The sequence below is a fragment of the Streptomyces cyslabdanicus genome (assembly GCF_052663305.1).
Map to the genome: position 1 here is coordinate 1 of NZ_JBQRUW010000070.1, position 24,676 is coordinate 24,676.

A 24,676-nucleotide genomic window follows, 5' to 3' on the forward strand; every position below is an offset into this window, starting at 1 on the left:
GGGGGGGGGGGGGGGGGGGGGGGGGGGGTGGGGGGGGGGGGGTGGTGGGTGCCCGGCCGGCTGCCCGGCGCCCGCGGCCCGGCCCGCCCGCCGGAGCGCCCGCACCCGCCACCGCGCCTCACCTTCCGGACCGCCCCTCCGGTCCGGGCCGTCACACCCGGACCGGACGGGCCGGCCGCCTTCGCCATCGGCATCGCCTGTCGAGCCCTCATGAGCCCTCGTGAGCACCGTAAGGTCTGGTCGGGCGCGGGCAGGGGTGGAGTTCGCCCGGGTGGGCGGTGATCGGGCGCATCAGGGGGAACGGGGGCCCGTCCGGCGCGCGGTGCCCAGCGCCGGGACCGGAGCGGGCCGGGCCGGCCCGTCACGGTCCGTCACGTCTGCGTCTGCGTCTCCTCCAGCAGTTCGGGGCCGTTGTTGCGGACGTTGTTGACGGCCGGGGAGACGGGTCGGACACCGAGCCTGCCGCCCGCCGGCGTACCCAGCAGCGCCCGCAGTTCGCCGGGGTCCTGATGGCGGGGGTCGAGCCAGGCGTCGTAGTGGTCCGGGGTGAGGGCCAGCGGCATCCGGGGGTGGACGCGGCCGGCCTCGTCGGTGGCCTCGGTGGTGATGATGGTGCACGTGGCCAGCCAGGCGGCGGGGTCGTCGTCCCGCGCCACGTGCGGGTCGCGCCAGTACGCGTACAGGCCGGCGAGCGCCATCAGCGCGCCGTCCTCGGGGCTGATGTAGTACGGCTGCTTTCGGGTCCTGCCGGTCTCCGCGGACGTGGTCTGCTGCCATTCGTAGAAGCCGTCGGCGGGCAGCAGGCAGCGGTGCCTGACGAAGGCGCGACGGAAGGCCGGCTTCTCGTGCACGGTCTCCACCCGGGCGTTGATCATCCGGGCGCCGGCCTTCACGTCCTTCGCCCAGGACGGGACCAGTCCCCAGCGCAGCGGGCGCAGCTCCCTGCGTACGGCGGCCGGGGTGCGGTCCTGGCGCGGGGCGCGTTCGAGGACGGCCCACACCTCGTCGGTCGGGGCGACGTTCCAGCTGGGCGCCGGCGCCTCCTCCGGGTGCCACTCGGTGACCCGGAAGTGCCGGGCCAGCTCCTCCGGACCGCGCGTGGAGACGTAGCGACCGCACATGAGGCCAGGGTGCCACGGCGGCCCGGCGGCGGGCGTGAGGCACCTCACCGGAAGATCACGAATACGTATCGGACATTCCACGCCGCGATCTTCACACCAGGTACACATGTTCGCTAAGTTGGCGGCCAGGCCGCACGATTGCCTCCGGCGAGTCGCGCCGGATCGCGCGACCTCCGCCGTGTCCGGTACGCCCCCACAGCGGCCGGAGCCGGGGAACCGACCAACCTCGGGGTGAAGAGGCTCGACCGTCCCTCGGGACGGGGGCCGCAGGGCACGCCTTCCACAAAACGTCCGCCCGATGCCGAGAGCAGAACCGGTAGGCGGCCCATGGGAGGAGTGCGTCTTTCTTGACGCCGGAACGACCGAGTGACGACGGGCCCAGCCACGCCGAGGTCCAGCAGCGGATCAGCAGCCTCTACGACCAGGCGGAGAACGCCACGGGGAAATTCAACGCCACCCGCGCGATGAGCAAGAACGCACGTGCGAGGCGCGGTTCGGGTGCCTGGAGGGGTTCCGGGGGGACCGATCCGGCGCTGGACCGGGTGGCCAGGAAGTGGTTCGACGTGGGGCGCGCCCAGTTGGGTCCGACCGTCCCGGCGGTCCTGCCACCGGATCGCAGGCCCGATCCGGGCAACTCCCCTGCCGTCGCGCCGAGGAGGCGTCCGGCGGAGGTCCGCGAGGCACTGGGCCCGGAGGGGAGCGGACCGACCCGGCCGGAGCTGTCCGGGGGCCCTGCGGGCCCGGTACCGGAACTCCCGGCCGCGGCACGGGACACCACGCGCCCACCGGAGTTGACCGCCGCGACGGTGGCCGAACCGACCGCCCGCCCCATGGAACCACCGGCTCCCGGAACGACGGCACCAGCGCCGACCAGCACCACGGAAGCCCTCACCAACGGCACCACGCAGCCGCCCACCGGCACCACGGGAGCGTTCCTCACCGGCACCACGCAGCCGCCCGCCGGCCCCGTGGAGGCGTTCTCCGCGGGGATCATGGAGGGGGCGGCCACCGGCGCCGTGGGGATGCTCGCCGGTATCGGCCCGAGCACTGCGGCCCCGCCCGCCGGCCCCGTCGCGGGGTTCACGGGCGTGGCCGGGGCACGGCGTGAAGCGGCCGGTGGGGCGGGTGCCCCTGTCCCACCCCATGGGGACGCCGCGGTGCGGCGGCCCGCCAAGGAGCGGACGCGGGGCAAGCTCACCCGGGCCGGCGACATGCTGGCCCGGCACGCCGCGCGGGACAGCACGCCGCCGCCCGCCGCCGTCGGGACACGCCCGGCCGAGGAGCCCCGGCCCGCGGCGCCTTCGCCTCGGCCGGAGGCGGCGCAGTGGCAGCAGCACGCCACGGGGCTGTTCGACACCACCCCACCGCTGGACGGCAACGCGCTCTTCGACGCCAGCCAGGCCGGCCACCACGCCGGTGTCGGCGCGAGCCCGGCCTCGGCCTATGAGCGGAAGGCCGCCAAGGCGCTGGCCTTCGCCCGCGCGCAGATCGGCAAGCCGTGCGTGTGGGGTGCCACCGGTCCGGGCTCCTACGACTGCTCCGGCCTCATCCAGGCCGCCTGGCGGGTCGCCGGGGTGGCCCTGCCCCGTACCGCCCACGAACAGGCCGGCTCCGGTACGGCGATCCAGCTCGACGACCTGGAGCCGGGGGACCTGGTCTTCTTCCACGGCGAGGTCGGCCACGTGGGCCTGTACGCGGGCGACGGCACCATGGTCCACGCCCCGAGTCCCGGCGCGTCGATACGCGAGGAGTCGGTCCTCTTCGCGGGCCCGCGGGCCCTCCACAGCGCGATACGGCCGGCCTGAGCCGTCGCGGGCGGGAAGGCCCGGGTGACCGGCACGGCGTCACCGGGACCTCCCCGCCCCGCGTTCACGCGGTCCTGCGGCCGACCCCGGCGTACACCCAGAACTTGGACGGGTCCTCCGGGATCTCCTCGTCCCGGTCCGGGCGCCACAGCGGGACGTAGACCAGCCCCGGCTCCGCCAGGTCGAAGCCGTCGAAGAGCGACTTGATCTCGTCGTGGGAGCGTGCCGTGACCGGCGAGGTGGCCCGGTCGCGGTACAGCTGCCCGACCGCCGCGGCCGTGTCCGGGCGGTCCTCGTCCGTGGCGTGGGTCAGGGCCAGCCAGCTGCCCGCGGGCAGCGCGTCCCGGAAGGCGGCCACGATGCCGCCCGGGTCCTCCTGCGGTGTGACGAAGTGCATGATGGTGATCATCAGAACGGCGACGGGCTCGTCGAAGTCGATGAGCTCGCGCACCTGCGGCGCCGAGAGCACCTTCGCGGGATCGCGGATGTCGCCGGCCACGGTCGCCGCGTCCGGGTTGTCGGCGAGCAGGGCCTCGCTGTGCGCGACCGCGACCGGGTCGTTGTCCACGTACACCACCCTGGCGCCGGGACTGGCGGCCTGGGCGACCTCGTGCACATTGCCCTGGGTGGGGATCCCGGAGCCGAGGTCGAGGAACTGGCGCACCCCGGCGTCCACCAGGAACCGCACGGCGCGGCCCAGGAAGGCGCGGTTGGCGCGGGCCAGGGTGCGCACCTGGGGATCGATGGCCGTGAAGGCGGCCACCGCCTCCCGGTCGATGGCGAAGTTGTGCTCGCCGCCCAGCATGGCGTCGTACATCCGGGCCACACTGGCCTTGCCCGGATCCACGCCCCGCGGCAGCCCGCCTCCGTCGCTCATTGTCCAACTCCCCTACAATCAAACGACCTTGACTGGGCATCATATAGTTGCCAGCGGCATACGACGCCGTACCGCCCGACGGCCCGACCGGCCAGTCCGTCCCCACGCCACCGGACCTCGGCCCACCGGCCCCACCCGGAAGGCACACGACCCTGCGGAACACAGAACGCGGCCGGCCCGAAGACCCGCCTCTCACAGCGCCGCTCCGCCGGCGTTCGTACTTCTCCCCCGCGGCCGACGCCATCGGCTCCGAGCTCGACCTCCACCTGACCGGCCGTCATGTCGTGCACGCGCTGGCACCGGGTTTCTGCGACGCGGCCTCGGTGTACCTGCTCCAGCGCTGGCTTCTGGAGGAGCACGCGCGCACGGCGGCCGACCCGCCGCAGATCGAGGCGCGTCGGCTCGCCCTGCGCATAGGGTCGGACACCTCGGAGGACTGGGAGCACCTGCTGCCGGTCGGGGAGGTACTCGTCTTTCCCCGTGCCACGCCATACGCGCGTGCCGTGGCGACCGGGCAGACCCAGTTGCTCGACGGTGTCGACCGGCACACCTTCGAGCGGCTGCGCGGCACCGGCCCGGACGACGCGGGCGTGGACGCCCTGCTGCGCAGCGCCTCGTTCCTCATCGTCCCGTTGCGGCTGCGCGGCGCGGCGGTCGGCTTCATCGCCTGCACGCGCGGTCCGGGCAAGGAGCCCTTCACCTGCGGCGAGGCGGTGGCGGTGGAGTCGCTCGGCGCCCGGGCCTGTGTCGCCCTCGACAACGCCCGCCGCTACGAGCGCGAGCGACGCACGGCGCTGGCCATCCGCCGCAGTCTGCTCCCGGAGACCGGGCAGGCCTTCGAGAGCTGCCGGGTCGCGCACGGCTACCGGCCCGCCGGGCAGGACAACGTTATCGGCGGCGACTGGTACGACGTGCTGCCGCGAGGGGACCGGCGGCTCGCCATGGTCGTGGGCGACGCCATGGGACACGGACCGGAGTCCGCCGTGGCCATGATCCAGCTGCGGACCGCCGTCCGTACCCTCGCGGCGCTCGACATCACCCCGGCCGAGCTCATGGACCGGCTGGACGCCGTGGCCGGCACCACGCCCGGCGCCTCCTTCGCCACCTGCATGTACGCGGAGTGGGACGCGGAACTGCACACCTGCACGTTCGTCGGCGCCGGCCATCCGCCGCCCCTGATCCGCGGCCAGGGCCGCCCGGCGGCGCCGGTCGACCTGGCCTCCGCCGGTCTCCCCCTGGGGCTGGCCACGGGCCCCTACGAGCCGACCGTGCTGCGCCTGTCCGAGCCGACCCTGCTGCTGCTCTACAGCGACGGTCTGGTCGAGTCCCGCACCCGTGACATCGACCAGGGCATCTCGCGCCTCGCCCACGCCCTCGACACCGGGGCCGACGACGTACCGGACGCCGGGCACCCGGACGCCCTGCCGTCGCTGTGCCGGCGGCTGCTGGCCGGCTCCGGTCATGACGGCGCCGAGGCCGCCTACGACGTCTCGGACGACCGGACGCTGTTGCTGGCCGAGTTGACCCCGGGGAAGAACTGACCGGAACCGGGAACGGCCTTCGACGGACGGTCCGCCCGGACGGGTTCGCCGGGCTGCCGGGCGGCCGCTCCGGACTGCTTGTCGCATGAGCGGAGGCGGCCGTTCGAGCGGTGTCCTCACCTGATGTGGTGAGCGGCCGCGGCGCGAGGCGTACGCGGGCGGCGTGGGCGCCGTTTGCTCCGGCATGGAGAGCACTTCTCGGGCCGTGCCGCGCTCACTCGGCCACCTCCCCGCGGAACAGCCCTACGCGGAACAGCCCTACGCGGAACTGACCAGCGGGCCCGCGGACCAGCCGCCGGTCGACGCGCCGCCCCGCGCCGTGGGCCTCGCGCCACCGAGGGCCACCGGGCGGTACGCACCCGAACCGTCCCTGGTCCAGTGGGCGTCCTTCGCGGACACCGGCACTCCGCCGACCGTGGTGTCCCCGGGGTGGGAGCCCGTTGCGCCGTTGCTGCGCCCCTGGGGCGTCGGATCGGGACAGCGGCCGCCGGAGGCGTCGGCGCGGGTGTCTCCCGCGGTACCCGCGGTGCCGGTGCCGCGCGGGCTCCCGGGGCTGTGAGCCCGGACGGGGAAGGGTCCTGGCCGTTCCCCGGGGACCGGCCCGGACGGCCCAGGGCACCACTTGCTCACGGCTCGGTGACGGCGGCATCACGATGGTGGGCGTGGGCGTTGCCCGGCCCCGGGGGGGTCGTTGAGCGCGGCATGGAAGCGTGGGAGGACGGCGAATGCCCCTGGTGCCGCTCGCTGCTCGGCTCCGGCCGGGCCCTGACCGTTCCGGACGCCGGGCTCCCCATCGCCCGCCCCTGGCCCCGCGGCGGCGGGCCGGCCTGGTCCTGGTGGGAACGCGCACGCCCGGTCATGGTGCCGCTGGCGGCCCTCACCGTGCTCGCCGCGCTCATGATGGCCCTGCCCTGACCGCGACGGCCGTCTCCGTCAGGTCCGTCAGGTCCGTCAAGGGTTGAGGTCCGTCAGGGGTTGAGGTCCATCAGGCGCGGAAGCCGATGTGGACGTGGTCGTGGTGGGTGGCGTCGCTGAAGAACTGGTTCGGGGTGCTGCCGCCGGCGAGCAGGACCGGGCCACCGACGTTGTAGGAACCGGCGGCCGCCGCGTCGCGCATGAAGCGTTCGACGAGCGAGCGGGGAGTGGCCGGGTCGACGACCGCGTGGCCGTCGATCCGCCACACGTCGAAGGCGCGCCCGCGCGGGTGGTCGCTGGGCCGGCTGGTGCCGAAGACGTCCAGTGGATGCCCCGAGCGGACCACGCTGACGTACATCCGGTACGTCCCGGCCAGACGCAGCATCGCGGTGACCACGTTGTCGTGGACCTGACCGCTGCGCAGGTCGGCCTGCGCGGCGGGCGGCAGCACGATCCGGGAGTCCGCCAGCACACGCCGCACCCCGGCCGGCGGCGAGGCCTCCGGCGCGCCCGGTCGGGCCGGGTGCAGCGCGGTGACCGTCCATCCGGTCCGGGACCGCGCCAGCCGTACGTCGACCGTCGTCCCGCCCGCCCGGACGGCGCCACCGTGCCGCGTCCACTGCCGGCACACCACCAGCACGCTCGCCGAGTCGGCGAGGATCCCGCCGTACTGGGCGTTCACCACCTGCACCACCGCCTCGTCGGCGGAGGGCCGCAACGGACCCGCCTGCGCCACGAGAGCGGTCGGCAGACCCCGCGCGGCCACTCTGGCCCGTGCCGCGGACGCGCCGCCCCTGCCGCTGGGCCAGGCCCCGAGCGCCTCGACCAGCTCGACGGCCCGGCGTTTCACCTCCGGGTGGATCTCGGCCGAGGTGGGGCGCCACGGGGTGGTGCTGGGAAGGGGCGCCCCGGTGCTCGAAGGGGATGTGGTGGGGGACGGGGACGCGGGCGAGCCGGCGGCGCCCGGCTTCGGCTCCCGGGCGGCGCCGGTGCAGCCCGCCGCCCCGAGCAGCGCCCCCGCCATGCCCAGCAGCACGGCTCGGCGCCCTACCGGGCGCGCCACGCTGTCGTGCCAGTCGGTCATGCCCTCCAGTGTCCGTCCGCACTGGGCGGCGGCCCAGCGGACGACCGGTGGCCCGTGACCGGCCCGGCGCGGCGGTCACGGGCCAGGTTTCTCAGGGGCCGGGTCGCCTGCGGGCCGCGAGTAGGGCGACGTCGACGTCGGCCTGACCGGAGCCCGGTCCCGCCCCGCACAGGAAATCGCCGAGGATGCCGTCCAGGAGTTCGCCGGCTCCCGCACCGGGCCCCGTCCGCAGACCGGAGAGCCGGGCCAGCGAGGTCTCGACGTCCTCGCCGCGCCGCTCGATCAGCCCGTAGGTGAACATGAGCAGCGTGTCGTCCCCCGCGAGCGGCAGCCTCGTCGCCTCGTGGGCGGCGAGCCCGGTGCCGGGTCCGGTGCCGATCGGAGGACCTACCCGCAGCGGGACCGGCCCGGCCGTGCCGTCGGCGTGGAAGAGGACCGGCGGCAGGTGTCCCGCGCTCGCGAGCAGGGCCGTGCCGTCCGCCGGGTCCAGCAGGGCCAGCAGGCAGGTCGCCGGGCGGCGGCCGCTCTCCGCGGACAGCATGGCGTCCAGCCGGCGCAGGATGCCGTGCGGCGCGAGGTCGGTGGAGGCGAGGTACCGCAGCGTCGAGCGGTAGGCGTTCATGTCGACGGCGGCGTCCAGGCCGTGGCCCATGACGTCGCCGACGGCCAGCAGGACGCGGCCGGAAGGCAGGTGCAGCGTCTCGTACCAGTCGCCGCCCACGCGCCCGCCCGTGCCGCCGGGCACGTAACGGGACGCCAGCTCCACGTCGGGGTGCGTGCGCTCCGGGGCGGCCGGCAGCACCTTCCGCAGGTCCCACACCCTCGGGCCGGCCTCGCGCTGCTCCTCCGCGTGCCGCAGGTGCGCGGCGGCCAGCCGGGCCGCGTAGTGGACGGCCGCCGTCTCCTGGTCGTCGAAGGGCAGGCCGGCCCGCAGGGCGAGCGCGACCCCGTAGACCCGGTCCCAGGCCAGCAGTGGCACCGAGAGGGTCACCAGGGCGGCGCCGCCATGGGCGGACGAGGTCGTGATCGGGTGGCCCGCGTCCAGGGCGCGGACGGAGATCTGATCGCGCGGGGCCTTCTCCAGGCTGTCGAGGAGGTCGCGCCGCCCGGCCACGGCGGCGGAACGCAGGGACTCGCCCGGCGCACGGCCGGCCTCCCGAGGACCGTAGAGATCGACGGTCGCCGACTCGCACACCTCCTCGACCAGGAAGGAGGCGAGTTCGACCGCCGTCCTGCGGTCGTCGAAGGTCGTACCGATCGCGGCGACGGCCCGCCGGGCCAGTGCGAAGCGGTCCGTCGCGGCGCTCCCGGGGCCCGACACCAACTCACCTTCCATCACGACCCCTTTCTGCCGTTCTACCGGATTCATCCCAGCACCGCGGGCGGGTGCCGACGGGGAGCGACCCGCGGTGCCGGAGCCGACGTGGCCTTTCATCCGGAGCCACCTGGACCTGGAGGGGGCCCTGGCTGCCCTGGCGGCCCGCTGACGCGTACGGCGCGGTCACACCGGCGTCCCGTACACCTGTCGCGTGTTGGGGCGGGGCGCCGGCCGGTGCCGGGCCGCGGGGCCCTCGGCGAAGGCGCGCAGCAGGTTCTCCGTGGTACGGGTGACGAAGGCCCGGGTCCGGGCGTCCATGCCGTGGTCGCGGCCCCCGTCGGGGGTGCCGGCCATCAGCGCCTCCACCCAGCGCATGGTGCCGGTGGCGAAGACGCCCGCCCCGCTCGGCGCCGTGTAGTACGCCGAGTCGCTGTGACCGCGGGCTCCGGCGCACACCAGCGGCGAGTGCGCGGTGATCTCCAGCGGTTCGGGCACGGGCGATCCGGGGGTGACCCGGTCGTACTCCACTCCGACCAGGTGGTCGAAGCTCTCACCGGGGCGCGCCCCCGTTCCCTCGTACAGCCAGTGGTCCGCCGCGTGCACGACGTACGGTGCGTCGACCGGATAGCCCTCGTAGAGAACCCCGGTGAGGGACGACTCGGGATCGGCGCCCGGGGCCTGCCGGAAGTCGGTGGTGACCAGGGCGGGGCGGGACGGGTAGCAGGGGTCGTCCCGGTAGGAGGTCTTGTAGCAGACCACGGTGCGCCCGGCTCCCGTGCCGCCCCCTTCCGGGTCGCCCCCTTCCAGGCGGACCCGGCGGAAGCAGGTGTTGGCGCCGAGAAAGGCCACGTTGGTGCCCGCGTCACGGGCCTCGGCGACGTGCCGTCGCTGCTCGGGCGTCCAGTATTCGTCATGGCCCAGGCAGAGCAGCGCGGTGGCGCCGCGCAGCACGCCGGGGTCGTGGTGCAGATCGGTGCCGGTGGTGTACGCCAGGGGTATGTCGAGGCGTTCGGCGAGGACCACGGCCGCCCACTCGTACACCAGGAACTTCTCGGCGCCGTTCACGTCGTAGGGCCGGTCGAAGCTGACGGCCAGGGAGCGGGTCGCGTACGCCCCGGAGGCGCCGTTGTACAGGCTGGAGCCGCCCCACCGGTTGTACGCCTGCCAGGTCGCCGGAGCGTGCAGGAGTACGGTGCGGCCGGCGCCGTGCGTGGAGCGCACGATCAGCGGGACGTACCGCTGGTGGCCGTTGTCGGCGTCGAGGCGCAGCAGGTAGGCGCCTTCGGGCCAGCCCTCGGTGCCGAAGGCCAGGGTGCGGGGCCAGTCGGCGCGGACGGTGCGGGTGGCGGACAGCGCGCGGCCGGCGGGCCGAGCGCGTCCGCGTACGGGCCCGGAGCGCCAGACGAGCCGGGCGTGGCTGCCGCCGTACCAGCCGACGCGGAAGGCCGAGACGCGGAAGGAGGACGCCGTGGTCGACACGTGCAGGCCGCACTCCTGGCCCGGGGTGACGCTGATCCGGTCGGTGTAGCCGGCCACCGCGTCCGGCGGGCCCGAGGAGACCGTGCGCCAGTCCCGGGTGCCCGTGCGGCCCCGGTCCGCCTCCGGGCGGCGGCTGTCCGCGGCGGTGGACGGCCGGTTCACGGACGTGTGGTCGCAGGCGACGGCCGCCGCGCCCAGTCCGGCACCGGCGCACAGGCAGAGGAAGCGCCTGCGGGCGGGGTCGTGTGCTGAGCCCTTCCCCGTGGCCGGCACGTCTCCCGTGTCTCCGGTGTCCCCCGTGTGCTCTGTGTCCCCCGTGTGCTCTGTGTGCTCCTGTGCGTGGTGCGGGCTCACATCGCCTCCCTGGGGGTGAACGGGCCCTCCCCGCGGACTCGGCGTGCCTTCGACGAAGGTACCGGCCGCGACGGCGGTCCGCACGGGCGCGACGGCACACCACCGGGTCCTCCGCGTCGCGTGGATCGCGTGGGTCGATTGTCCTGGCCCGGGCCGGGAACCCGGGGAAACGCCGGGCACAGCGCCGGGCATGCATACCGCTCACCCCCTGGAGAGGACCATGAGTCTGCTGCGCGTGGCCGGTCGGCCGCTGCTCGCCTCCATGTTCGTTGCCGGAGGCATGAACTCCTTCCGCGATCCCGAGGCGTTGGCGCCGATCGCCGAACCCGTCGTACGGCCGATCACCGAGCAGGTGGCGGTGCTGCCGGACAGCACCGTGCAAGTCGTGCGGCTCTGCGGCGGCGTCCAGGTCGTCGCGGGCGTGCTGCTCGGCCTGGGGCGGTTCCCGCGGCTGTCGGCCCTGACACTGGCCGCGACGCTGGTGCCCACCACCATCGCCGGACACCGCTTCTGGGAGGCGGAGGACGACGCGGACCGCGGCCAGCAGCGCATCCACTTCCTGAAGAACCTCTCCATGCTGGGCGGCCTGCTGATCGCGGCCGACGACACGGGCAGCGCGCCGTCCCTGCTGTGGCGCGGCCGTCACACGGCCCACGATCTGCAACGCGAGGCACGGCTGGTGCGCCGCTCGGTCCGGGCGACGGCACGCCCGGCCGCCGCGGTCGGCGGCCTGCGCGCCAAGCTGCCCGCCCGCGACGGCGGATGAACAACGTGGAAGGTCACACGCGATGCACGAGCACGCCCGCGTCGGTAGCCGCCTCCCGGTGTTCACCGGTCAGTCCGGTCACGAACTGCTCGGGATCTATCTCAACGACCACCTGGCGGGCGCCACCGCGGGCACCGAGCGCTCCCGCCACCTCGCCATGGCGACACGGGGCTCGGAGATCGGCGACGCGATGGCCCCGATCGCGGCCGAGATGGCCGAGGACCGCAGGAGCCTGCTGGAGATCATGCGCGCGCTCCACATACCCGTGCGGCGCTACAAGGTGTACGCGGGCCGCCTCGGCGAACGGGCCGCACGGCTGAAGAGCAACGGCGGCCTGGTGCGGCGCTCTCCGCTGAGCACCCTGCTGGAGCTGGAGCTGCTCCAGTCGGGCATCCGGGGAAAGGCCTGCGCGTGGGAGGTGCTGCGCTCTCTCGCCGCCCGGGACACGCGCCTTGATCCGCGGCGACTGGACGACCTGTCCGAACGGGCGGGGCGGCAGCAGCGCATCGTCGAGGACCTACGCCGACTCCAGGCCGCGGAGGTCTTCCGGGACCGCTGATCGCACCCCCGTACGCGTGGATGAGCCAACGATTACCCACGCTTGGTTCAACAGTCCAGACTGATAAATCTATTGTTACTACGTGGACGTTGAACAGGTCGGCACCGGCACTCCCACAAACCCCCCGGACAGCACGGACAGCACGCACAGCACGGACAGCACGGAAGGCGCCGCTCTCCTCGCCTCCGATCTGCGCGTCACCGTCGCACGGATCACGCGGCGGCTGCGGCAGGCGCACGCGGTAGGTGACGTGTCACTGTCCGGCATGTCCGTGCTGGCGCGGCTCGCCGCCGACGGTCCGGACTCGCCCGGGGCGCTGGCCGAGCTGGAACGCGTCAGGCCGCAGGCCATGGCGGCGACCCTCGCCGCACTCGAACAGCGCGGCCTGGTCCTGCGCGCCCCCCACGCCGTCGACCGGCGCCGCTGTGTAGTGGCCGTCACCGAAGCGGGGCGCGACATGCTGGCCGCGCGGCGCACCGAGTCCGTACGCCGGCTCGCCGACGCCATCACGGAGTTCACCCCAGGGGAACAGCGCACGCTCACCGACGCGCTACCCCTGCTCGACCGGCTGGCGGAACGGCTGTGACCCCCCGTACCCCCGCCGCCGTGGGCCCCGGCTACAAGTGGGTCGCCCTGTCGAACACCACTCTTGGCGTGCTGATCGCCACGATGGACGCCTCCATCGTGATCATCTCGCTGCCGGCGATCTTCCGCGGCATCGGGCTCGACCCGCTCGCGCCGGGCAACATCAGCTATCTGCTGTGGATGATCCTGGGCTATCTGCTGGTCTCGGCCGTGCTCGTGGTCGTACTCGGCCGGCTCGGCGACATGTTCGGCCGGGTGCGCATCTACAACCTGGGGTTCCTCGTCTTCGCCTGCGCGTCGGTCGCGCTGTCCCTCGACCCGTTCAGGGCCGGGGCCGGTGCGCTGTGGCTGATCCTGTGGCGGGTGGTGCAGGCCTTCGGCGGCTCCATGCTCACGGCGAACTCGGCCGCCATCCTCACCGACGCCTTCCCCGCCAGGCAGCGCGGGATGGCCCTGGGCATCAACCAGATCACCGCGCTGGCCGGACAGTTCCTCGGACTGCTCGCGGGCGGGCTGCTCGCCACCGTCGACTGGCGTGCCGTGTTCTGGGTGAGCGTCCCGATCAGCGTGGGCGGCACCATCTGGTCCTACCTGAGCCTGCGGGAGACGGCGCCGGGGCGGCGCGGCCGCATGGACTGGCCGGGCAACCTCACCTTCGCGGCGGGCGCCGGGATCCTGCTCGCCGCGATCACCTACGGGATCCAGCCCTACGGCGGGAACGCCACCGGCTGGGGCAACCCGTGGGTACTCGCCGGACTGACGGGCGGCTGCTTCCTGCTGATCCTGTTCTGCATCATCGAAACTCGCGTCGCCGAGCCGATGTTCCACCTCGCGCTGTTCCGGGTGCGGGCGTTCGCCGCGGGCAACCTGGCCGCCCTGCTGACCGCGATCGCGCGCGGCGGGCTCCAGTTCATGCTCATCATCTGGCTCCAGGGCATCTGGCTGCCCCTGCACGGCTACGACTTCGAGGACACCCCGCTCTGGGCGGGCGTCTTCATGCTCCCGCTGACCCTGGGGTTCCTGCTCGCCGGTCCGGTCTCCGGCTATCTCTCCGACCGGTTCGGCGCCCGGCTGTTCGCCACGACCGGCCTGCTGCTGGTGACCGCGTCCTTCCTCGGTCTGCTGGCCCTGCCGGTGGACTTCGCCTACGGGCCGTTCGCGGCGCTGCTGCTGGTCAGCGGGTTCGGCCAGGGCATGTTCTCGGCGCCCAACACCTCGTCGATCATGGGGAGCGTGCCGCCGGAGTACCGGGGCGTGGCCTCGGGCATGCGCTCCACCTTCCAGAACTCCGGCACCGCCCTGTCCATCGGGGTGTTCTTCTCGCTGATGATCTCGGGGCTCGCGTCCTCACTGCCATCGGCGCTGAGCGACGGGCTGCGGGCGCACGGCGTCCCGGCGGCCGCGGCCCAGCACGCCGCCTCGCTGCCGCCGGTGAGCACCCTGTTCGCCACGTTCCTCGGCGACAACCCCGTACAGCACCTGCTCGGCCCGAGCGGAACGCTCGACCGGCTGTCCGCCGCGCAGCAGCAGGCCCTGACCGGGCACACGTTCTTCCCGCAACTGGTCTCCGGGCCCTTCCACCACGGTCTGACCATCGTCTTCGGCGTCGCCGCCGCGATGGCCCTGGTCTCCGCGGTGGCCTCGGCACTGCGCGGCCGTCACCGGCTGCCCGAGGAAGGGGCTCGTCGGCCGGCTCCGCTGCCCGGGAAGACGCCGGCGGGACCCTCGCTCGACGAGCAGGGGTCCCGCTGAGGGCGCTCGGGTCGGTCGTCGGAGAACGGCTCGGGTCCCGCTGCGGGCGCCAGGGGGTGCCGGGGGCGTCGGGGGTGCCGGGGGCGTCGTCCTCGCCGGCCGGCGTCAGCCCTTGAAGACGTCCTTCGTCTTCTCCTTGGCCTGGCGGGCGTCGCCCTTGGCCTTCTCGGCCTGTCCCTCGGCGGTCATCCTCTCGTTGCCCACCGCGCGGCCGACCGTCTCCTTGGCCTTGCCCTTCATCTGTTCCTTCTTGGCCTTGCCCTTCTGGTCACCAGCCACTGTCGCTCACTCCAAGCAGATCGCTGTCGGTGTCACCTTGCGGGTGCTCGGCGCGGCGGCGGCCAAACCTCCCGATCACGACGAGTGACCGGACCCGTCAGCCGTGGCCGGCACGGGTGTGCTCGGTGCGCACCCGGGGCGGACCGCGCCGGCCGCCGGGACGGCGGTCGCGCCGCAGGTCGAGGACGGCGAGTGCCAGGGCCCCCACCAGGGCCACGAGGGCGCAGCCCACGGCGAGGGCCACGGCATCGTGGTAGTCCTTCCCGTTCGCCGCGAGCACCATGTAGAACAGGCCCGGCAGGACCGCCGTACCCACCGCGCCCCCGAGCCGCTGCCCGGTCTGCAGGGCGCCGCCCGCCGCCCCGGCCATCCGCACCGGCACGTCACGCAGCGTCATCGTCACGTTCGGGGCGATGACGCAGCCGCTGCCCACGCCGCCCACGAACAGGGCGGGCGCGGCCCACCACGCCTCGGCGCCCGGCGGAGCCGACCGCAGGATCAGTGCGGTGGCCGCCAGTCCGACGAGGACCGTGACCAGCCCCCAGAAGGTCAGCAGCCGCCCGAACCGCTCCACCAGCCGGCCCGAGACCACCGCCGCGGCCGCCGAACCGATGGCGAACGGCGTCACCGCGAGACCGGACTGCAGCGGTTCGTAGCCGAGGCCGTTCTGGAAGAACAGGGCGAACACCAGCCACACCCCGCTGAACCCCACGAAGTACAGCGTGCCCAGCGACGTGCCCGCCGCATAGCCGCGCGTGCAGGTCAGCAGCCGTGGATCGAGCAGCGGCCCACCGTCGCGCGCCGCGATCCGCCTCTCCCAGCGGGCGAAGGCCACCAGAAGCGCCAGGCCCACCGGGAACAGCCACCACAGCCGGCGTACTCCCCCGCTGTCGGCGAAGACCAGGGGCAGCATCAGGCCCAGCACCCCGGCACCCAGCAGGGCCACGCCCGGCAGGTCCAGGTGTTCCCGGCGGCCGGGCGCCACGCGGGGCAGCAGCCTCAGGCCCAGCAGCAGCGCGACCGCCCCGATCGGCACGTTGACGTAGAAGATCCAGCGCCAGCCCTGGCTGCCGTGCGCCAACGCCAGGATGAGGCCTCCGGTGACGGGTCCCACCGCGCTGGAGATGCCCACCGTGGCGCCGAACAGGCCGAAGGCACGGCCTCGCTCGGCCCCGCGGAACATCTGCTGGATCAGCGCCGAGTTCTGCGGCGCGAGGCAGCCCGCGCAGGCGCCCTGCGCGATCCGGGCCACGACGAGCCAGGCGATGCCGGGCGCGGCGCCCGCCGCGGCGCTGCACACCACGAAGCCGGCCAGGGACCACAGGAAGATCCTGCGCCGTCCCATCGCGTCGCCCAGCCGCCCCGCGGGGACCAGCGCGAGCGCGAACGACAGGGCGTAGCCGGAGACGACCCACTGCACGGAGGCAGGCGAGGCACCCAGATCCCGCTGCATCGACGGCAGCGCCACGGCCACGATCGTCACGTCGAGCAGGCTCATGAACCCGGTGGCGAGCGTGACCCACAGCGCCTTCCAGCGCCTCGGGTCGCGTCCCTCCGGAGCGCCTGAGCGTCCGCCTGTCGTGTCCCTGCTCACGAAGGCTCCTTGTCCACGAAGGCTCCTTCCGGTTGCCGCCGAAGCACGCACCGGCGGCCGGAATCCGCGTGCCCCGGCCACGTTCCCCGCTGCTCGCAGTCGAACACCGCATCGCATCGGCCCCTGCTGTTCCCCTACCCCGCCACCACCCCTGCTCGGCAGGCGCGCCGGCGTGAGAGGGGGAAATATATGGGTGTGAGGTTTACGCACCGGGGTAGACGCTGCGACATCCGCCTTGATCAACAAGGTGGGCGCGTACCGAAGACGTTCCGGCTGAGAGGGAGGGCCGCACGATGGCGGTGACCACGGAGGCGAAGGCGACTCGGGCTCGTAGGGAGCTGCCGGAGGTGGCCGACCCCTCAAGGGTCGCGCCCACTGACGCAAGGGCTCTGTCACGCCTGTTCTTCGACCGGCTGGCGACCCTGGAGGAGGGCACGCCCGACCACCAGTACGCCCGCAACACACTCATCGAGATGAACATGTCCCTCGTCCGTTACGCGGCCGGCCGCTTCCGCAGCCGGGGCCCGCAGGAGATGGAGGACATCGTCCAGGTCGGCATGATCGGGCTGATCAAGGCGATCGACCGGTTCGAACTCGCCCGCGAGGTGGAGTTCACGTCCTTCGCCGTGCCGTACATCGTCGGCGAGATCAAGCGGTTCTTCCGCGACACCTCCTGGGCCGTGCACGTCCCGCGCCGGTTGCAGGAGGCCCGCGTGGAGCTGGCCAAGGCCACCGAGGAGCTCGGCAGCCGGCTCGGCCGCAAGCCCACGACCGCGGAGCTCGCGGAGCTGATGAACCTGCCCGAGCCGGAGGTCGTCGACGCGATGGTGGCCTCCAACGGCTACACCTCCGCCTCCCTTGACGCCGCCGTCGGCGGCAGCGAGGAGGGCGAGAACGTCCTCGCCGACTTCATCGGCGCCGAGGACACCGGCATGGCGCTCGTGGAGGACGTCCACAGCCTGGCTCCGCTGCTCGCCGAACTCGGCGAGCGGGACCGGCTGATCGTCCACATGCGGTTCGTCGAGGAACTCACCCAGGCACAGATCGGGGAGCGCCTGGGCATCTCCCAGATGCATGTCTCCCGCCTGCTCAACCGGCTGCTGGGCCGACTGCGGCAGGGTCTGCTGACCACCCGTTGAACCTCCGAGGAGCGCCGAGCACCGGATCGGCACACCCGGGAGCTAGTGCCTCGGCAGGCAACGTTTGCCCGTCAAGGAGCGGCGTCCGGTGCGTGCTCTCGGCGTGCCGGCCGGAAGTCCTCGTACTGGATGTACTTGGGCTTTCGGGCGGTGCGGCGAGAGTGCGTGCCGGGCGTCGCGACGGGGCGAACGTTGCCTGCCGGGGCACTAGGGCGGGGTGGGGCGGTCGGCGCGGCTGCCTGCCGGGGCGCCGGCGCGGCTGTCGCCGAGCAGGGCCTGCTGGGCGTGCGGGACCACGTGGATGAGCCGCAGGACGCCCCACAGGATCAGCCCGGCACCGATCAGCTCCGGCAGGAGCCACCAGCCCAGACGGACCTGTTCGCCCAGGAGCATGACGCCCAGCACCAGGCTCACCGTCGCGTCGCCGAGCGTCAGCGCCGGCTGGGAGGCGGCCAGCGAGCCGGCCTGGAGGGCGTTCTCCAGCAGCAACAGGGCGGCGACCCCGGTGAGGGCGAAACCGTAGGTCTGCCAGGTGGTGAGGAAGGCCGCGAGGCCAAAGGCGGCGAGGGTGCCGGCCGCCGACTTCAGCAGGGCGGCAGTCAGCGCGTTGCCGACGGCGGCGGCCGCGGCCAGCACGGCGGCGCGGAACAGCGCGGGGCGTCCCGGCCGGGCGAGGACCACCGCCGCCGCCATCGCCCCCAGACACGCCACCAGGGTCGGGATCCAGCGCATCATGGACGCCTGGTCCTGGGCCCCCGAGGGGGCGGCCGAGACCAGTACCAGCGTGAGACCGCCGACCATGCCCGCCACGCCCCACCAGCCCGCGCGGGGCAGCCCGCGGTGCATCAGGGGGGCGGCAATGAGCAGGGCGAACGGCAGTTCCAGGATGAACAGGGGCTGCACGAGCGCCATCGGGCCGTTCACCAGCGCGAGAGCCTGGAACATGGCCGCCCCCATCACCCCGCCGATGCCCGCGAGCCAGGCGGGGCGGCGCGCCAGGGCGAACAGCAGCCGCAGCCCACCGCCGCGCGCGACGGTGGAGGCCGCCTTGCGCTGGAAGGCCGTGCCCATGGCGTTGCTGGCGGCCCCCAGGACGGCGAAGCACGCGGCCAACCCGATCACAGCTCCACCATGCCCGACCGAGGCCGTGCCGTCCTGCCGTCACGCACGTCATAAATCGTCTTTATGGGTCCATAGACCGGACCCGCGTACCTACTTAGGTTTGCCTCAGTTTAGGGTTGCCGAGGAGTCGAACGTCCTCGCTCGAAGGGAACCTGATCATGCCCCGCCCCCTGCGGGTAGCCATCGTCGGAGCCGGCCCCGCCGGGATCTACGCCGCCGACGCCCTCCTCAAGTCCGACGTGGCCACCGAACCGGGCGTGTCCATCGACCTCTTCGAGCGCATGCCGGCCCCGTTCGGTCTGATCCGCTACGGAGTCGCCCCCGACCACCCCCGCATCAAGGGCATCGTCACGGCCCTCCACCAGGTGCTCGACAAGCCGCAGATCCGGCTCTTCGGCAACGTCGACCACCCGGGCGACATCAGCCTGGACGACCTGCGCGCGTTCTACGACGCAGTGATCTTCTCCACCGGCGCGACGGCCGACCGGGCGCTGCCCATACCCGGCATCGAGCTGGACGGCTCGTACGGCGCCGCGGACTTCGTCTCCTGGTACGACGGGCACCCGGACGTGCCGCGCACCTGGCCCCTGACCGCCGAGAAGGTCGCCGTGCTCGGGGTCGGCAACGTCGCCCTGGACGTGGCCCGCATCCTGGCCAAGACGGCCGACGAACTGCTGCCGACCGAGATCCCGCCGAACGTGCACGAGGGCCTGAAGGCCAACAGGGCGGTGGAGATCCACGTGTTCGGCCGCCGCGGTCCGGCACAGGCGAAGTTCAGCCCGATGGAGCTGCGGGAGCTGGACCACTCCCCCTCGATCGAGGTCGTCGTCGACCCCGAGGACATCGACTACGACGAGGGCTCCATCACGACCCGGCGCGGCAACAAGCAGGCCGACATGGTCGCCAAGACGCTGGAGAACTGGGCGATCCGCGACGTCGGCGACCGGCCGCACAAGCTGTTCCTGCACTTCTTCGAGTCCCCGGCCGAGATCCTCGGCGAGGACGGCAGGGTCGTCGGCCTGCGCACCGAGCGCACCGCGCTCGACGGCACCGGCAACGTCAAGGGCACCGGCACCTTCAAGGACTGGGACGTCACGGCCGTCTACCGCGCCGTGGGGTACCTCTCCGACCGACTGCCCAAGCTGCCCTGGGACCTCGAGTCGGGCACGATCCCGGACGAGGGCGGCCGGATCGTCGCCGAGTCCGGCGAGCACGTGCAGTCCCTGTACGTCACCGGGTGGATCCGGCGCGGTCCCGTGGGTCTCATCGGCCACACCAAGGGCGACGCCAACGAGACGGTCGCCAACCTGCTGGACGACTTCACGAACGGACGCCTGCACACCCCCGCCTCGCCCGCCCCGGAGGCCGTCGACGCCTTCCTGGCCGAGCGGAACGTCCGGTTCACCACCTGGGAGGGCTGGTACCGCCTGGACGCCGCCGAGAAGGCCCTGGGCGAGCCCCGGGGCCGCGAGCGCGTGAAGATCGTCGAACGCGAGGACATGCTCCGCGCGAGCGGCGCGTAGTCCGGCGCGGCCGGCTGCCGGGCGGCGACCGCCCGGCGGACGGCGAACCGTGCGGAACCTGTGTGCGGCCCATACCGAGCGAGCCGTGCCCCTGCCGGGGCACGGCTCGCTCGGCTGCGCGGGAAACGGGCACGTGGAAGCGCACCGCCCGGCCGGGATCGTCCTAGCCGTTCACGCACACGTTCCCGGCGGTGGGGTTGAGCAGGCCGACCAGGTTGACCGAGTTGCCGCACAGGTTGAGGCCGAGGTCGACGGGGACCTGGATGACGTTGCCGGAGAGCACCCCGGGGCTGTTGCTTGCGGCACCGATCGCGCCGGAGTCGGCCGCGGCGGTTCCCGCGCACGTCATCAGGGCCGCGCCGGCCAGGGCGGCGGCAGCCGTCATTCTGATCCTCATGGAGAACTCCTGTCGCTCGAAGAACACGGGCGTTCCCACGGTGAGGGACGGAGAGGGTTCCGGGCGCCGCAGAACACCGTTCCGCCGCCGAATGCAGCAGGACTGTCAGCCTCACAGGGCGTGACATGCTCCGAACGGGGAAGGCGGCACCGGTGGCTCCGGCACCCGCGTCAACGCCGCGCCGCCGCCCGCAGGGGACTCACCGCGCACGCCGGCGAGCGGCGGGCCGGGGCCGGCCAGGCCACCGGGCAGACCGGCTGACCACGGGGAACGCGCCGCCACGGCACACGCACGGCCGCGGGCGGACGGCGCCGCCGCCCCGGCGGGACGGGCACCGACCCCGCGCGACCCGGCATGATCCGGCTTGGCGATACTGAACACACACGCCGCCCCCGCTCTCCGATTGGCTCATGTCGAACTCCCCCTCCCCCCGCCCCGCCACCCCGCCCACGGTGTGGCCGGCCCGCGGCCGCCACACCGGGCCCGCCGCGGAGGACGTCGTACGACGCCAGCTGAAAAAGCTCAAGGCCGACGGTGTCCTCCACGACCACCTCGAAGCGGAGGGCACCGGCCCCGGCGGCGAGAAGGTCTTCGAGGCCCGCTGGCTGGTGCCCGGCGAAGTCACCGTACGGGCCCGGCTCGCCCTCGCGCCCCTCGACGACCCCGGTGACGCACCGGGGCGGGCGTGGACGCTGCTGGCGGAGGCGGAGCGGACGTGGGACCCGCGGTGGCCCTCCCCCGCGACCATGTTCTGGCCGCAGGGACCCGACGCCGGTTGGCAGCACGAGGCCGTCACCGGGCTGCCGCTCGGGGAGGCCACCCCCCTGCCGGACGACGACAAGGACCTCAGGCGGGTCCTGCGGCACGCGGCGCGGGACATCTGGACCCTCCACGTCGTCGTCCACGAGGCCATGACGCCCGACGAGCGGGGCCGGGCGGCGGTGGTGCGCCTGCTGCCCGAGGGCCTGCGGCACCGGGTGGTCGAACACCGGGCCGCGCCGCACCGTTTCCGGGCCGTGAACTGGGTACTGGACGACTTCGGCATCCGGGTGCCTCGCGGCGGCGCCGTGGTCCTGCCCGGCAGTCCGGCGCCGTCCGGCTACGCCATGGCGGACTTCTCGGTGCGCAGCGTCTTCCTCGACGGCACGGAACCCACCGAACTCCTCGACACCGTCCGCCGTTTCGCCGCGCTGCCCAGGCCCCTGCCCGACGGCGCCGACCGGGCCCTCACGGGGGTGCGCGAGGAGTGGCGGCTGCTGACCATCGAAGAGGAACTCGCCCGGGCGCGCGAACTCGTCACCATGTACTCCGAAGCCCTGGAGGCGATGACGAAGTCCCGGGACCTCTACAAGGAGGCCGCCGAGCGCGCCCACGAGGCCCTCGCCGTGTACCGGGAGGCGGAGGCCGAGGGCATGCTGCCGGCCAGGAGGCAGGCCGGTCCGGTCTCCGGGTCCCCCTTCCGTCAACTCGCGCGCGGACTGGGGCGCTTGAAGGGCACCGCCCTGTCGCTGCGCCCGAGTGCCGCGCCGGAGCGGCGGCCGAAGGCCGGAGCGGCCTCCGACGACGGTGGCGCGTCTCCGGCCGGCGGGGACGCCGGCACGTCCCCGCCGGCCGGAGGTTCAGAGCCGCGGGCCGAGAACTGAGCCCGGTCCGCGGTGGTACGGGTGCCCGGATCCGCCGGGTGCCGCGGCCCGGGCACGCGGTCCGCGCGGCGGCACCTCCGAGGGGCCGCCCGGTCGCGCCGCGGCGGGGCGGCCTGCTCGCGGACGGCGCCGGCCGGCGGGCGAGGGGTGTCCACTTCCGGACGCGCCGTTCCCGGCCCCCGGCAAGCAGCTCACCGGGCGGGCGGGTTGACGGCCCGTGAACCGAGGCCGGTCGACCGAGGCGGCGGATGCCGCTCGGCCGCCTGCACCATCAGCAGCAGCGAGAGCGCGGCCAGACTGGCCAGCGACGCGCACACCGCGGTCAGTCCCGCGCTCAGCGGCGGCGCCACCGTGATCGCCAGAGCGCGGGAGACCTGCGCCGGGACGAACCTGCCTTCGACATAACCGACCGCCGCCGGCACCGCCGGGACGACCGCCCCCGCCACCAGGGCCACCACGCCGGTACGCAGCGCCAGCAGCAGGGCCAGCAGCCCGCACAGCCCCGACACGGTGAGGGCGAGGAGACAGACGAACAGGGGCACTCCCTGCCAGCGCAGCGGGAAGTAGGCCGCGCCGCACACCACGAGGGCCGCCGAGGCGATCCAGCTGGGCCAGAAGGCGGGCCGCCCGGCCCTCTCGCCCGCGGCCTTCCGCTCCGGGCCCGCGGCCGGATCCGGCGACGCACCCGGCTCGTCGTGCGGCTCCCGGGCCAGCCGCCCGATCAGCTCCACGAGTTCCTCGACCGTGCGGTCGGCGGCGGCCGCGCGGATCGCCGCCCGGCCGCAGTGCGGCAGGTGCGGTGGCTGGTGCAGCAGCGCCACCAGCCGGGTGACGTCCTCCACGCAGCGGCCGCCGACCGCGGCGCGGATCGTGTCGTCGGCGCTGTCCGCCGGCCGCGGCGGCCGGGTCAGCTCGGCGACCAGCCGGGCGACGTCCTCCACCGGCCGGTCCAGGGCGACCGCGCGCAGGGCGTGCCGGACGGCCTCGGCGTGCTCGGGCGGTCCCTCCAGCAGGGTGACGAACCGGAGGATCTCTTCCAGGGGCCGGTCGTCGACCGCCGCCCGGACGAGTCCGCCGACCGGATCACCGGCCGCGTCCTCGTCCTCGCCGCCTCCCACCATGCCGCCGGGCGGCCCGGACCAGCGGTTCTCGTCGGTGAAGTCGATGACGGCCTGGTTCGACTCGGATGGTGAAGAGCGGGTGGTCATGCTGAGCTCCATGGCAGGGTTGCGGCCGCTCCTGCACCCCCGAAGCGCGACACGCCTTTACCCCGCCATTACAAGGGCCCTGTCGACCGGCGCGCCACCGGGACGACGCAGCGGGGTGACGTCCGGTCATGGGCGGGCGGCAACGAGGGCGTCCGACGGGGCCGTGCCGGCTCTGTCGGGGACCGCCTCCATCTGGTCCTGCGCACGGACCTGTTGCCCGGCCCGCCGACCGACACTTTTCGGACGCCGTGGGCGCCCGGACGCCAACGACTACGCTCCGTAAGGAAACCATTCACTCGTTCGATTCGTATAAGTCTCGGGAACCCGAAACGAAGTCAGCGGGCCAAGCGACGCCACAAGCAGCAACACCGCTTGGTCGCGGCTGCACCGACAGGGGAGAGACGATGCAACCGTTCGCGCTCAACTACGCTCGTCCGGCAGTGGAACGGGACGCCGCCACGCCGTACGCCTACGACTCCGGTCTGCAGTTGAACGTTCTCCTGGACGGACGGATCGCCGCATCCGACCACGCGCTGCTGAGAGAACTGGGCACCACGACCTCAACGGCGGGCTCCAAGACGCACTTCGACGACTGAGCACGGCCGCGGAGATGACCGTACTGATCCTCACCGGCGAGGAGGACGTGACGGCGGACATGGTGGTGATGCACCTGAACGCCTCCTCGACTCCGGTGGTCCGGCTGGATCCGGCCGATCTGACCGCGGGCGCCGCCCTGTCGGGCGAGTGGGTCCACGGCTCCTTCAACGGGCACCTGTCGGCGGGCGGACGGCTGGTGAGCGTGAACCGCCTGCGCTCGGTCTGGGTGCGCAGACCCGGGCTCCCGGCGATCCGGGCGGTCCGGCCGTCCGCGTGGCTGACCGAGGAGGCCGCGCAGGCGCTGTACGGAATGCTGCGCGGCTGCGGAGCGCGCTGGATGAACCATCCGGACGCGGCCGAGCGTGCCCGGCACAAGCCCTGGCAGCTGCGGCTCGCCCAGCGCAGCGGCCTGCCGGTGCCGGCCACGCTCATCACCACGTTCCCGCAGGCCGCACGGGAGTTCGCCGAGCGCTTCCCGGACCTGGTGGTCAAGCCGGTCTCCGGGGCCCATCCGCAGGAGCCGCCGAGGGCGGTGCCGACCAGCCGGGTCGCCCCGGACGCGGACTTCGGCGCGGTGGCCTACGGTCCGACCCTGCTCCAACGCAGGATCGCCAAGCGCGCCGACATCCGGCTGACCGCGGTCGGCGACACGCTGCTGGCCGCCCGCAAGGCGACCCCGACGGACGCCGACTCCGAGGAGGTGGACGTCCGGTTCGCCAGGTCCGGGACGCCGTGGCGGGCGGCCGAGGTCCCGCCGCGCGTGGCCGCCGCGGTGCGCGCCTATCTGCGGCAGGCCGAACTGGCCTACGGCGCCTTCGATTTCGCCGAGGACGCCGACGGCACCTGGTGGTTCCTCGAGTGCAACCAGTCCGGCCAGTTCGGGTTCGTCGAGGTGGAGACCGGCCAGCCGATCGCGCGCACCATCGCCGAGTGGCTGGCCCGACCCGCCCCGCGGGAACGCGCGCACGCCGGCGGGAGGCGTACGGCGGCTCCTTGACGGCACGCTGTGCCAGGAGGG

General features: G+C 73.8%; 23 protein-coding genes. 13 read left to right on the forward strand and 10 right to left on the reverse strand.

Going from position 1 to position 24,676, the window contains the following annotated elements:
• Positions 1 to 371: 371 nt before the first annotated feature.
• On the reverse strand, positions 372 to 1,121 hold the full coding sequence (locus ACTYVM_RS34150; protein WP_445529667.1) for an SOS response-associated peptidase: 750 nt from the start codon (positions 1,119 to 1,121) through the stop codon (positions 372 to 374).
• A gap of 347 nt (positions 1,122 to 1,468) precedes the next feature.
• Between ACTYVM_RS34150 and ACTYVM_RS34155 the strand changes: the two genes are divergently transcribed.
• On the forward strand, positions 1,469 to 2,926 hold the full coding sequence (locus ACTYVM_RS34155; protein ID WP_445529668.1) for a C40 family peptidase: 1,458 nt from the start codon (positions 1,469 to 1,471) through the stop codon (positions 2,924 to 2,926).
• A 64-nt stretch (positions 2,927 to 2,990) separates the two neighbouring features.
• Here the strand turns inward: ACTYVM_RS34155 and ACTYVM_RS34160 are convergent, their stop codons facing one another.
• A complete protein-coding gene (locus ACTYVM_RS34160) occupies positions 2,991 to 3,803 on the reverse strand; it encodes an SAM-dependent methyltransferase (protein ID WP_445529669.1) in 813 nt (270 codons plus the stop codon).
• Between the two features lie 152 nt (positions 3,804 to 3,955).
• On the opposite strand from ACTYVM_RS34160, the gene ACTYVM_RS34165 reads away from it, so the two are divergent.
• The 3 genes from ACTYVM_RS34165 to ACTYVM_RS34175 all read left to right on the forward strand — a co-directional run bounded on the left by ACTYVM_RS34165 (position 3,956) and on the right by ACTYVM_RS34175 (position 6,259).
• Entirely contained in the window at positions 3,956 to 5,344 is a 1,389-nt protein-coding gene (locus ACTYVM_RS34165; protein WP_445529719.1) for a PP2C family protein-serine/threonine phosphatase, read from the forward strand.
• A gap of 184 nt (positions 5,345 to 5,528) precedes the next feature.
• Positions 5,529 to 5,903: a hypothetical protein gene (locus ACTYVM_RS34170; RefSeq protein WP_445529670.1), complete on the forward strand. Its 375-nt coding sequence runs from the start codon at positions 5,529 to 5,531 to the stop codon at positions 5,901 to 5,903.
• Positions 5,904 to 6,046: 143 nt separating this feature from the next.
• On the forward strand, positions 6,047 to 6,259 hold the full coding sequence (locus tag ACTYVM_RS34175; RefSeq protein WP_445529671.1) for a hypothetical protein: 213 nt from the start codon (positions 6,047 to 6,049) through the stop codon (positions 6,257 to 6,259).
• A gap of 70 nt (positions 6,260 to 6,329) precedes the next feature.
• On the opposite strand, the gene ACTYVM_RS34180 is transcribed toward ACTYVM_RS34175, so the two are convergent.
• From ACTYVM_RS34180 to ACTYVM_RS34190, 3 genes are all read right to left on the reverse strand, one after another.
• Positions 6,330 to 7,343 (reverse strand): hypothetical protein, encoded by a 1,014-nt coding sequence (locus ACTYVM_RS34180; RefSeq protein WP_445529672.1) that lies wholly within the window; start codon positions 7,341 to 7,343, stop codon positions 6,330 to 6,332.
• Between the two features lie 91 nt (positions 7,344 to 7,434).
• Complete coding sequence (locus ACTYVM_RS34185) at positions 7,435 to 8,679, reverse strand: SpoIIE family protein phosphatase (RefSeq protein ID WP_445529673.1); 1,245 nt, start codon at positions 8,677 to 8,679, stop codon at positions 7,435 to 7,437.
• 165 nt (positions 8,680 to 8,844) lie between these two features.
• Positions 8,845 to 10,413 (reverse strand): N,N-dimethylformamidase beta subunit family domain-containing protein, encoded by a 1,569-nt coding sequence (locus tag ACTYVM_RS34190; protein WP_445529674.1) that lies wholly within the window; start codon positions 10,411 to 10,413, stop codon positions 8,845 to 8,847.
• Positions 10,414 to 10,714: 301 nt separating this feature from the next.
• Between ACTYVM_RS34190 and ACTYVM_RS34195 the strand changes: the two genes are divergently transcribed.
• From ACTYVM_RS34195 to ACTYVM_RS34210, 4 genes are all read left to right on the forward strand, one after another.
• Positions 10,715 to 11,260, forward strand: a complete 546-nt coding sequence (locus ACTYVM_RS34195) for a DoxX family protein (protein WP_445529675.1) — start codon at positions 10,715 to 10,717, stop codon at positions 11,258 to 11,260.
• A gap of 22 nt (positions 11,261 to 11,282) precedes the next feature.
• Complete coding sequence (locus ACTYVM_RS34200) at positions 11,283 to 11,819, forward strand: hypothetical protein (RefSeq protein WP_445529676.1); 537 nt, start codon at positions 11,283 to 11,285, stop codon at positions 11,817 to 11,819.
• An 82-nt stretch (positions 11,820 to 11,901) separates the two neighbouring features.
• Positions 11,902 to 12,405, forward strand: coding sequence for a MarR family winged helix-turn-helix transcriptional regulator (locus ACTYVM_RS34205; protein ID WP_445529677.1), 504 nt, complete (start codon positions 11,902 to 11,904; stop codon positions 12,403 to 12,405).
• A complete protein-coding gene (locus ACTYVM_RS34210; protein ID WP_445529678.1) occupies positions 12,402 to 14,156 on the forward strand; it encodes an MFS transporter in 1,755 nt (584 codons plus the stop codon). Before ACTYVM_RS34205 ends, ACTYVM_RS34210 begins: the two co-directional genes overlap by 4 nt.
• 105 nt (positions 14,157 to 14,261) lie before the next feature.
• Here ACTYVM_RS34210 and ACTYVM_RS34215 read toward each other — a convergent pair whose 3' ends face one another.
• Entirely contained in the window at positions 14,262 to 14,435 is a 174-nt protein-coding gene (locus ACTYVM_RS34215; RefSeq protein ID WP_445529679.1) for a CsbD family protein, read from the reverse strand.
• Positions 14,436 to 14,532: 97 nt separating this feature from the next.
• A complete protein-coding gene (locus ACTYVM_RS34220) occupies positions 14,533 to 16,029 on the reverse strand; it encodes an MFS transporter (protein ID WP_445529680.1) in 1,497 nt (498 codons plus the stop codon).
• A 293-nt stretch (positions 16,030 to 16,322) separates the two neighbouring features.
• On the opposite strand from ACTYVM_RS34220, the gene ACTYVM_RS34225 reads away from it, so the two are divergent.
• Positions 16,323 to 17,168, forward strand: a complete 846-nt coding sequence (locus ACTYVM_RS34225) for a SigB/SigF/SigG family RNA polymerase sigma factor (protein ID WP_445529681.1) — start codon at positions 16,323 to 16,325, stop codon at positions 17,166 to 17,168.
• Between the two features lie 207 nt (positions 17,169 to 17,375).
• Here ACTYVM_RS34225 and ACTYVM_RS34230 read toward each other — a convergent pair whose 3' ends face one another.
• Positions 17,376 to 18,290, reverse strand: a complete 915-nt coding sequence (locus ACTYVM_RS34230; protein WP_445529682.1) for a DMT family transporter — start codon at positions 18,288 to 18,290, stop codon at positions 17,376 to 17,378.
• A 158-nt stretch (positions 18,291 to 18,448) separates the two neighbouring features.
• Between ACTYVM_RS34230 and ACTYVM_RS34235 the strand changes: the two genes are divergently transcribed.
• Entirely contained in the window at positions 18,449 to 19,813 is a 1,365-nt protein-coding gene (locus tag ACTYVM_RS34235) for an FAD-dependent oxidoreductase (RefSeq protein ID WP_445529683.1), read from the forward strand.
• 163 nt (positions 19,814 to 19,976) lie between these two features.
• On the opposite strand, the gene ACTYVM_RS34240 is transcribed toward ACTYVM_RS34235, so the two are convergent.
• Positions 19,977 to 20,210: a chaplin gene (locus tag ACTYVM_RS34240; RefSeq protein ID WP_445529684.1), complete on the reverse strand. Its 234-nt coding sequence runs from the start codon at positions 20,208 to 20,210 to the stop codon at positions 19,977 to 19,979.
• Between the two features lie 410 nt (positions 20,211 to 20,620).
• Here ACTYVM_RS34240 and ACTYVM_RS34245 point away from each other — a divergent pair, with 410 nt between their 5' ends.
• A complete protein-coding gene (locus ACTYVM_RS34245; RefSeq protein WP_445529685.1) occupies positions 20,621 to 21,853 on the forward strand; it encodes a hypothetical protein in 1,233 nt (410 codons plus the stop codon).
• A 191-nt stretch (positions 21,854 to 22,044) separates the two neighbouring features.
• Here ACTYVM_RS34245 and ACTYVM_RS34250 read toward each other — a convergent pair whose 3' ends face one another.
• Positions 22,045 to 23,061, reverse strand: coding sequence for a hypothetical protein (locus tag ACTYVM_RS34250; protein ID WP_445529686.1), 1,017 nt, complete (start codon positions 23,059 to 23,061; stop codon positions 22,045 to 22,047).
• Positions 23,062 to 23,465: 404 nt separating this feature from the next.
• On the opposite strand from ACTYVM_RS34250, the gene tgmA reads away from it, so the two are divergent.
• Both tgmA and tgmB read left to right on the forward strand, forming a co-directional pair.
• Positions 23,466 to 23,657, forward strand: a complete 192-nt coding sequence (gene tgmA, locus ACTYVM_RS34255) for a putative ATP-grasp-modified RiPP (protein WP_400035664.1) — start codon at positions 23,466 to 23,468, stop codon at positions 23,655 to 23,657.
• 14 nt (positions 23,658 to 23,671) lie between these two features.
• Positions 23,672 to 24,655 (forward strand): ATP-grasp ribosomal peptide maturase, encoded by a 984-nt coding sequence (gene tgmB, locus ACTYVM_RS34260; protein ID WP_445529687.1) that lies wholly within the window; start codon positions 23,672 to 23,674, stop codon positions 24,653 to 24,655.
• Positions 24,656 to 24,676 lie beyond the last annotated feature (21 nt).

What these genes read in the sequence shown, in the direction of transcription:
- ACTYVM_RS34150 (WP_445529667.1), bottom strand. Translation starts at nt 1,121, where the DNA reads ATGTGCGGTCGCTACGTCTCCACGCGCGGTCCGGAGGAGCTGGCCCGG.
- ACTYVM_RS34160 (WP_445529669.1), bottom strand. Translation starts at nt 3,803, where the DNA reads ATGAGCGACGGAGGCGGGCTGCCGCGGGGCGTGGATCCGGGCAAGGCC.
- ACTYVM_RS34170 (WP_445529670.1), top strand. Translation starts at nt 5,529, where the DNA reads ATGGAGAGCACTTCTCGGGCCGTGCCGCGCTCACTCGGCCACCTCCCC.
- ACTYVM_RS34175 (WP_445529671.1), top strand. Translation starts at nt 6,047, where the DNA reads ATGGAAGCGTGGGAGGACGGCGAATGCCCCTGGTGCCGCTCGCTGCTC.
- ACTYVM_RS34180 (WP_445529672.1), bottom strand. Translation starts at nt 7,343, where the DNA reads ATGACCGACTGGCACGACAGCGTGGCGCGCCCGGTAGGGCGCCGAGCC.
- ACTYVM_RS34185 (WP_445529673.1), bottom strand. Translation starts at nt 8,679, where the DNA reads ATGGAAGGTGAGTTGGTGTCGGGCCCCGGGAGCGCCGCGACGGACCGC.
- ACTYVM_RS34195 (WP_445529675.1), top strand. Translation starts at nt 10,715, where the DNA reads ATGAGTCTGCTGCGCGTGGCCGGTCGGCCGCTGCTCGCCTCCATGTTC.
- ACTYVM_RS34200 (WP_445529676.1), top strand. Translation starts at nt 11,283, where the DNA reads ATGCACGAGCACGCCCGCGTCGGTAGCCGCCTCCCGGTGTTCACCGGT.
- ACTYVM_RS34225 (WP_445529681.1), top strand. Translation starts at nt 16,323, where the DNA reads ATGGCGGTGACCACGGAGGCGAAGGCGACTCGGGCTCGTAGGGAGCTG.
- ACTYVM_RS34235 (WP_445529683.1), top strand. Translation starts at nt 18,449, where the DNA reads ATGCCCCGCCCCCTGCGGGTAGCCATCGTCGGAGCCGGCCCCGCCGGG.
- ACTYVM_RS34240 (WP_445529684.1), bottom strand. Translation starts at nt 20,210, where the DNA reads ATGAGGATCAGAATGACGGCTGCCGCCGCCCTGGCCGGCGCGGCCCTG.
- ACTYVM_RS34245 (WP_445529685.1), top strand. Translation starts at nt 20,621, where the DNA reads ATGTCGAACTCCCCCTCCCCCCGCCCCGCCACCCCGCCCACGGTGTGG.
- ACTYVM_RS34250 (WP_445529686.1), bottom strand. Translation starts at nt 23,061, where the DNA reads ATGACCACCCGCTCTTCACCATCCGAGTCGAACCAGGCCGTCATCGAC.
- tgmA (WP_400035664.1), top strand. Translation starts at nt 23,466, where the DNA reads ATGCAACCGTTCGCGCTCAACTACGCTCGTCCGGCAGTGGAACGGGAC.
- tgmB (WP_445529687.1), top strand. Translation starts at nt 23,672, where the DNA reads ATGACCGTACTGATCCTCACCGGCGAGGAGGACGTGACGGCGGACATG.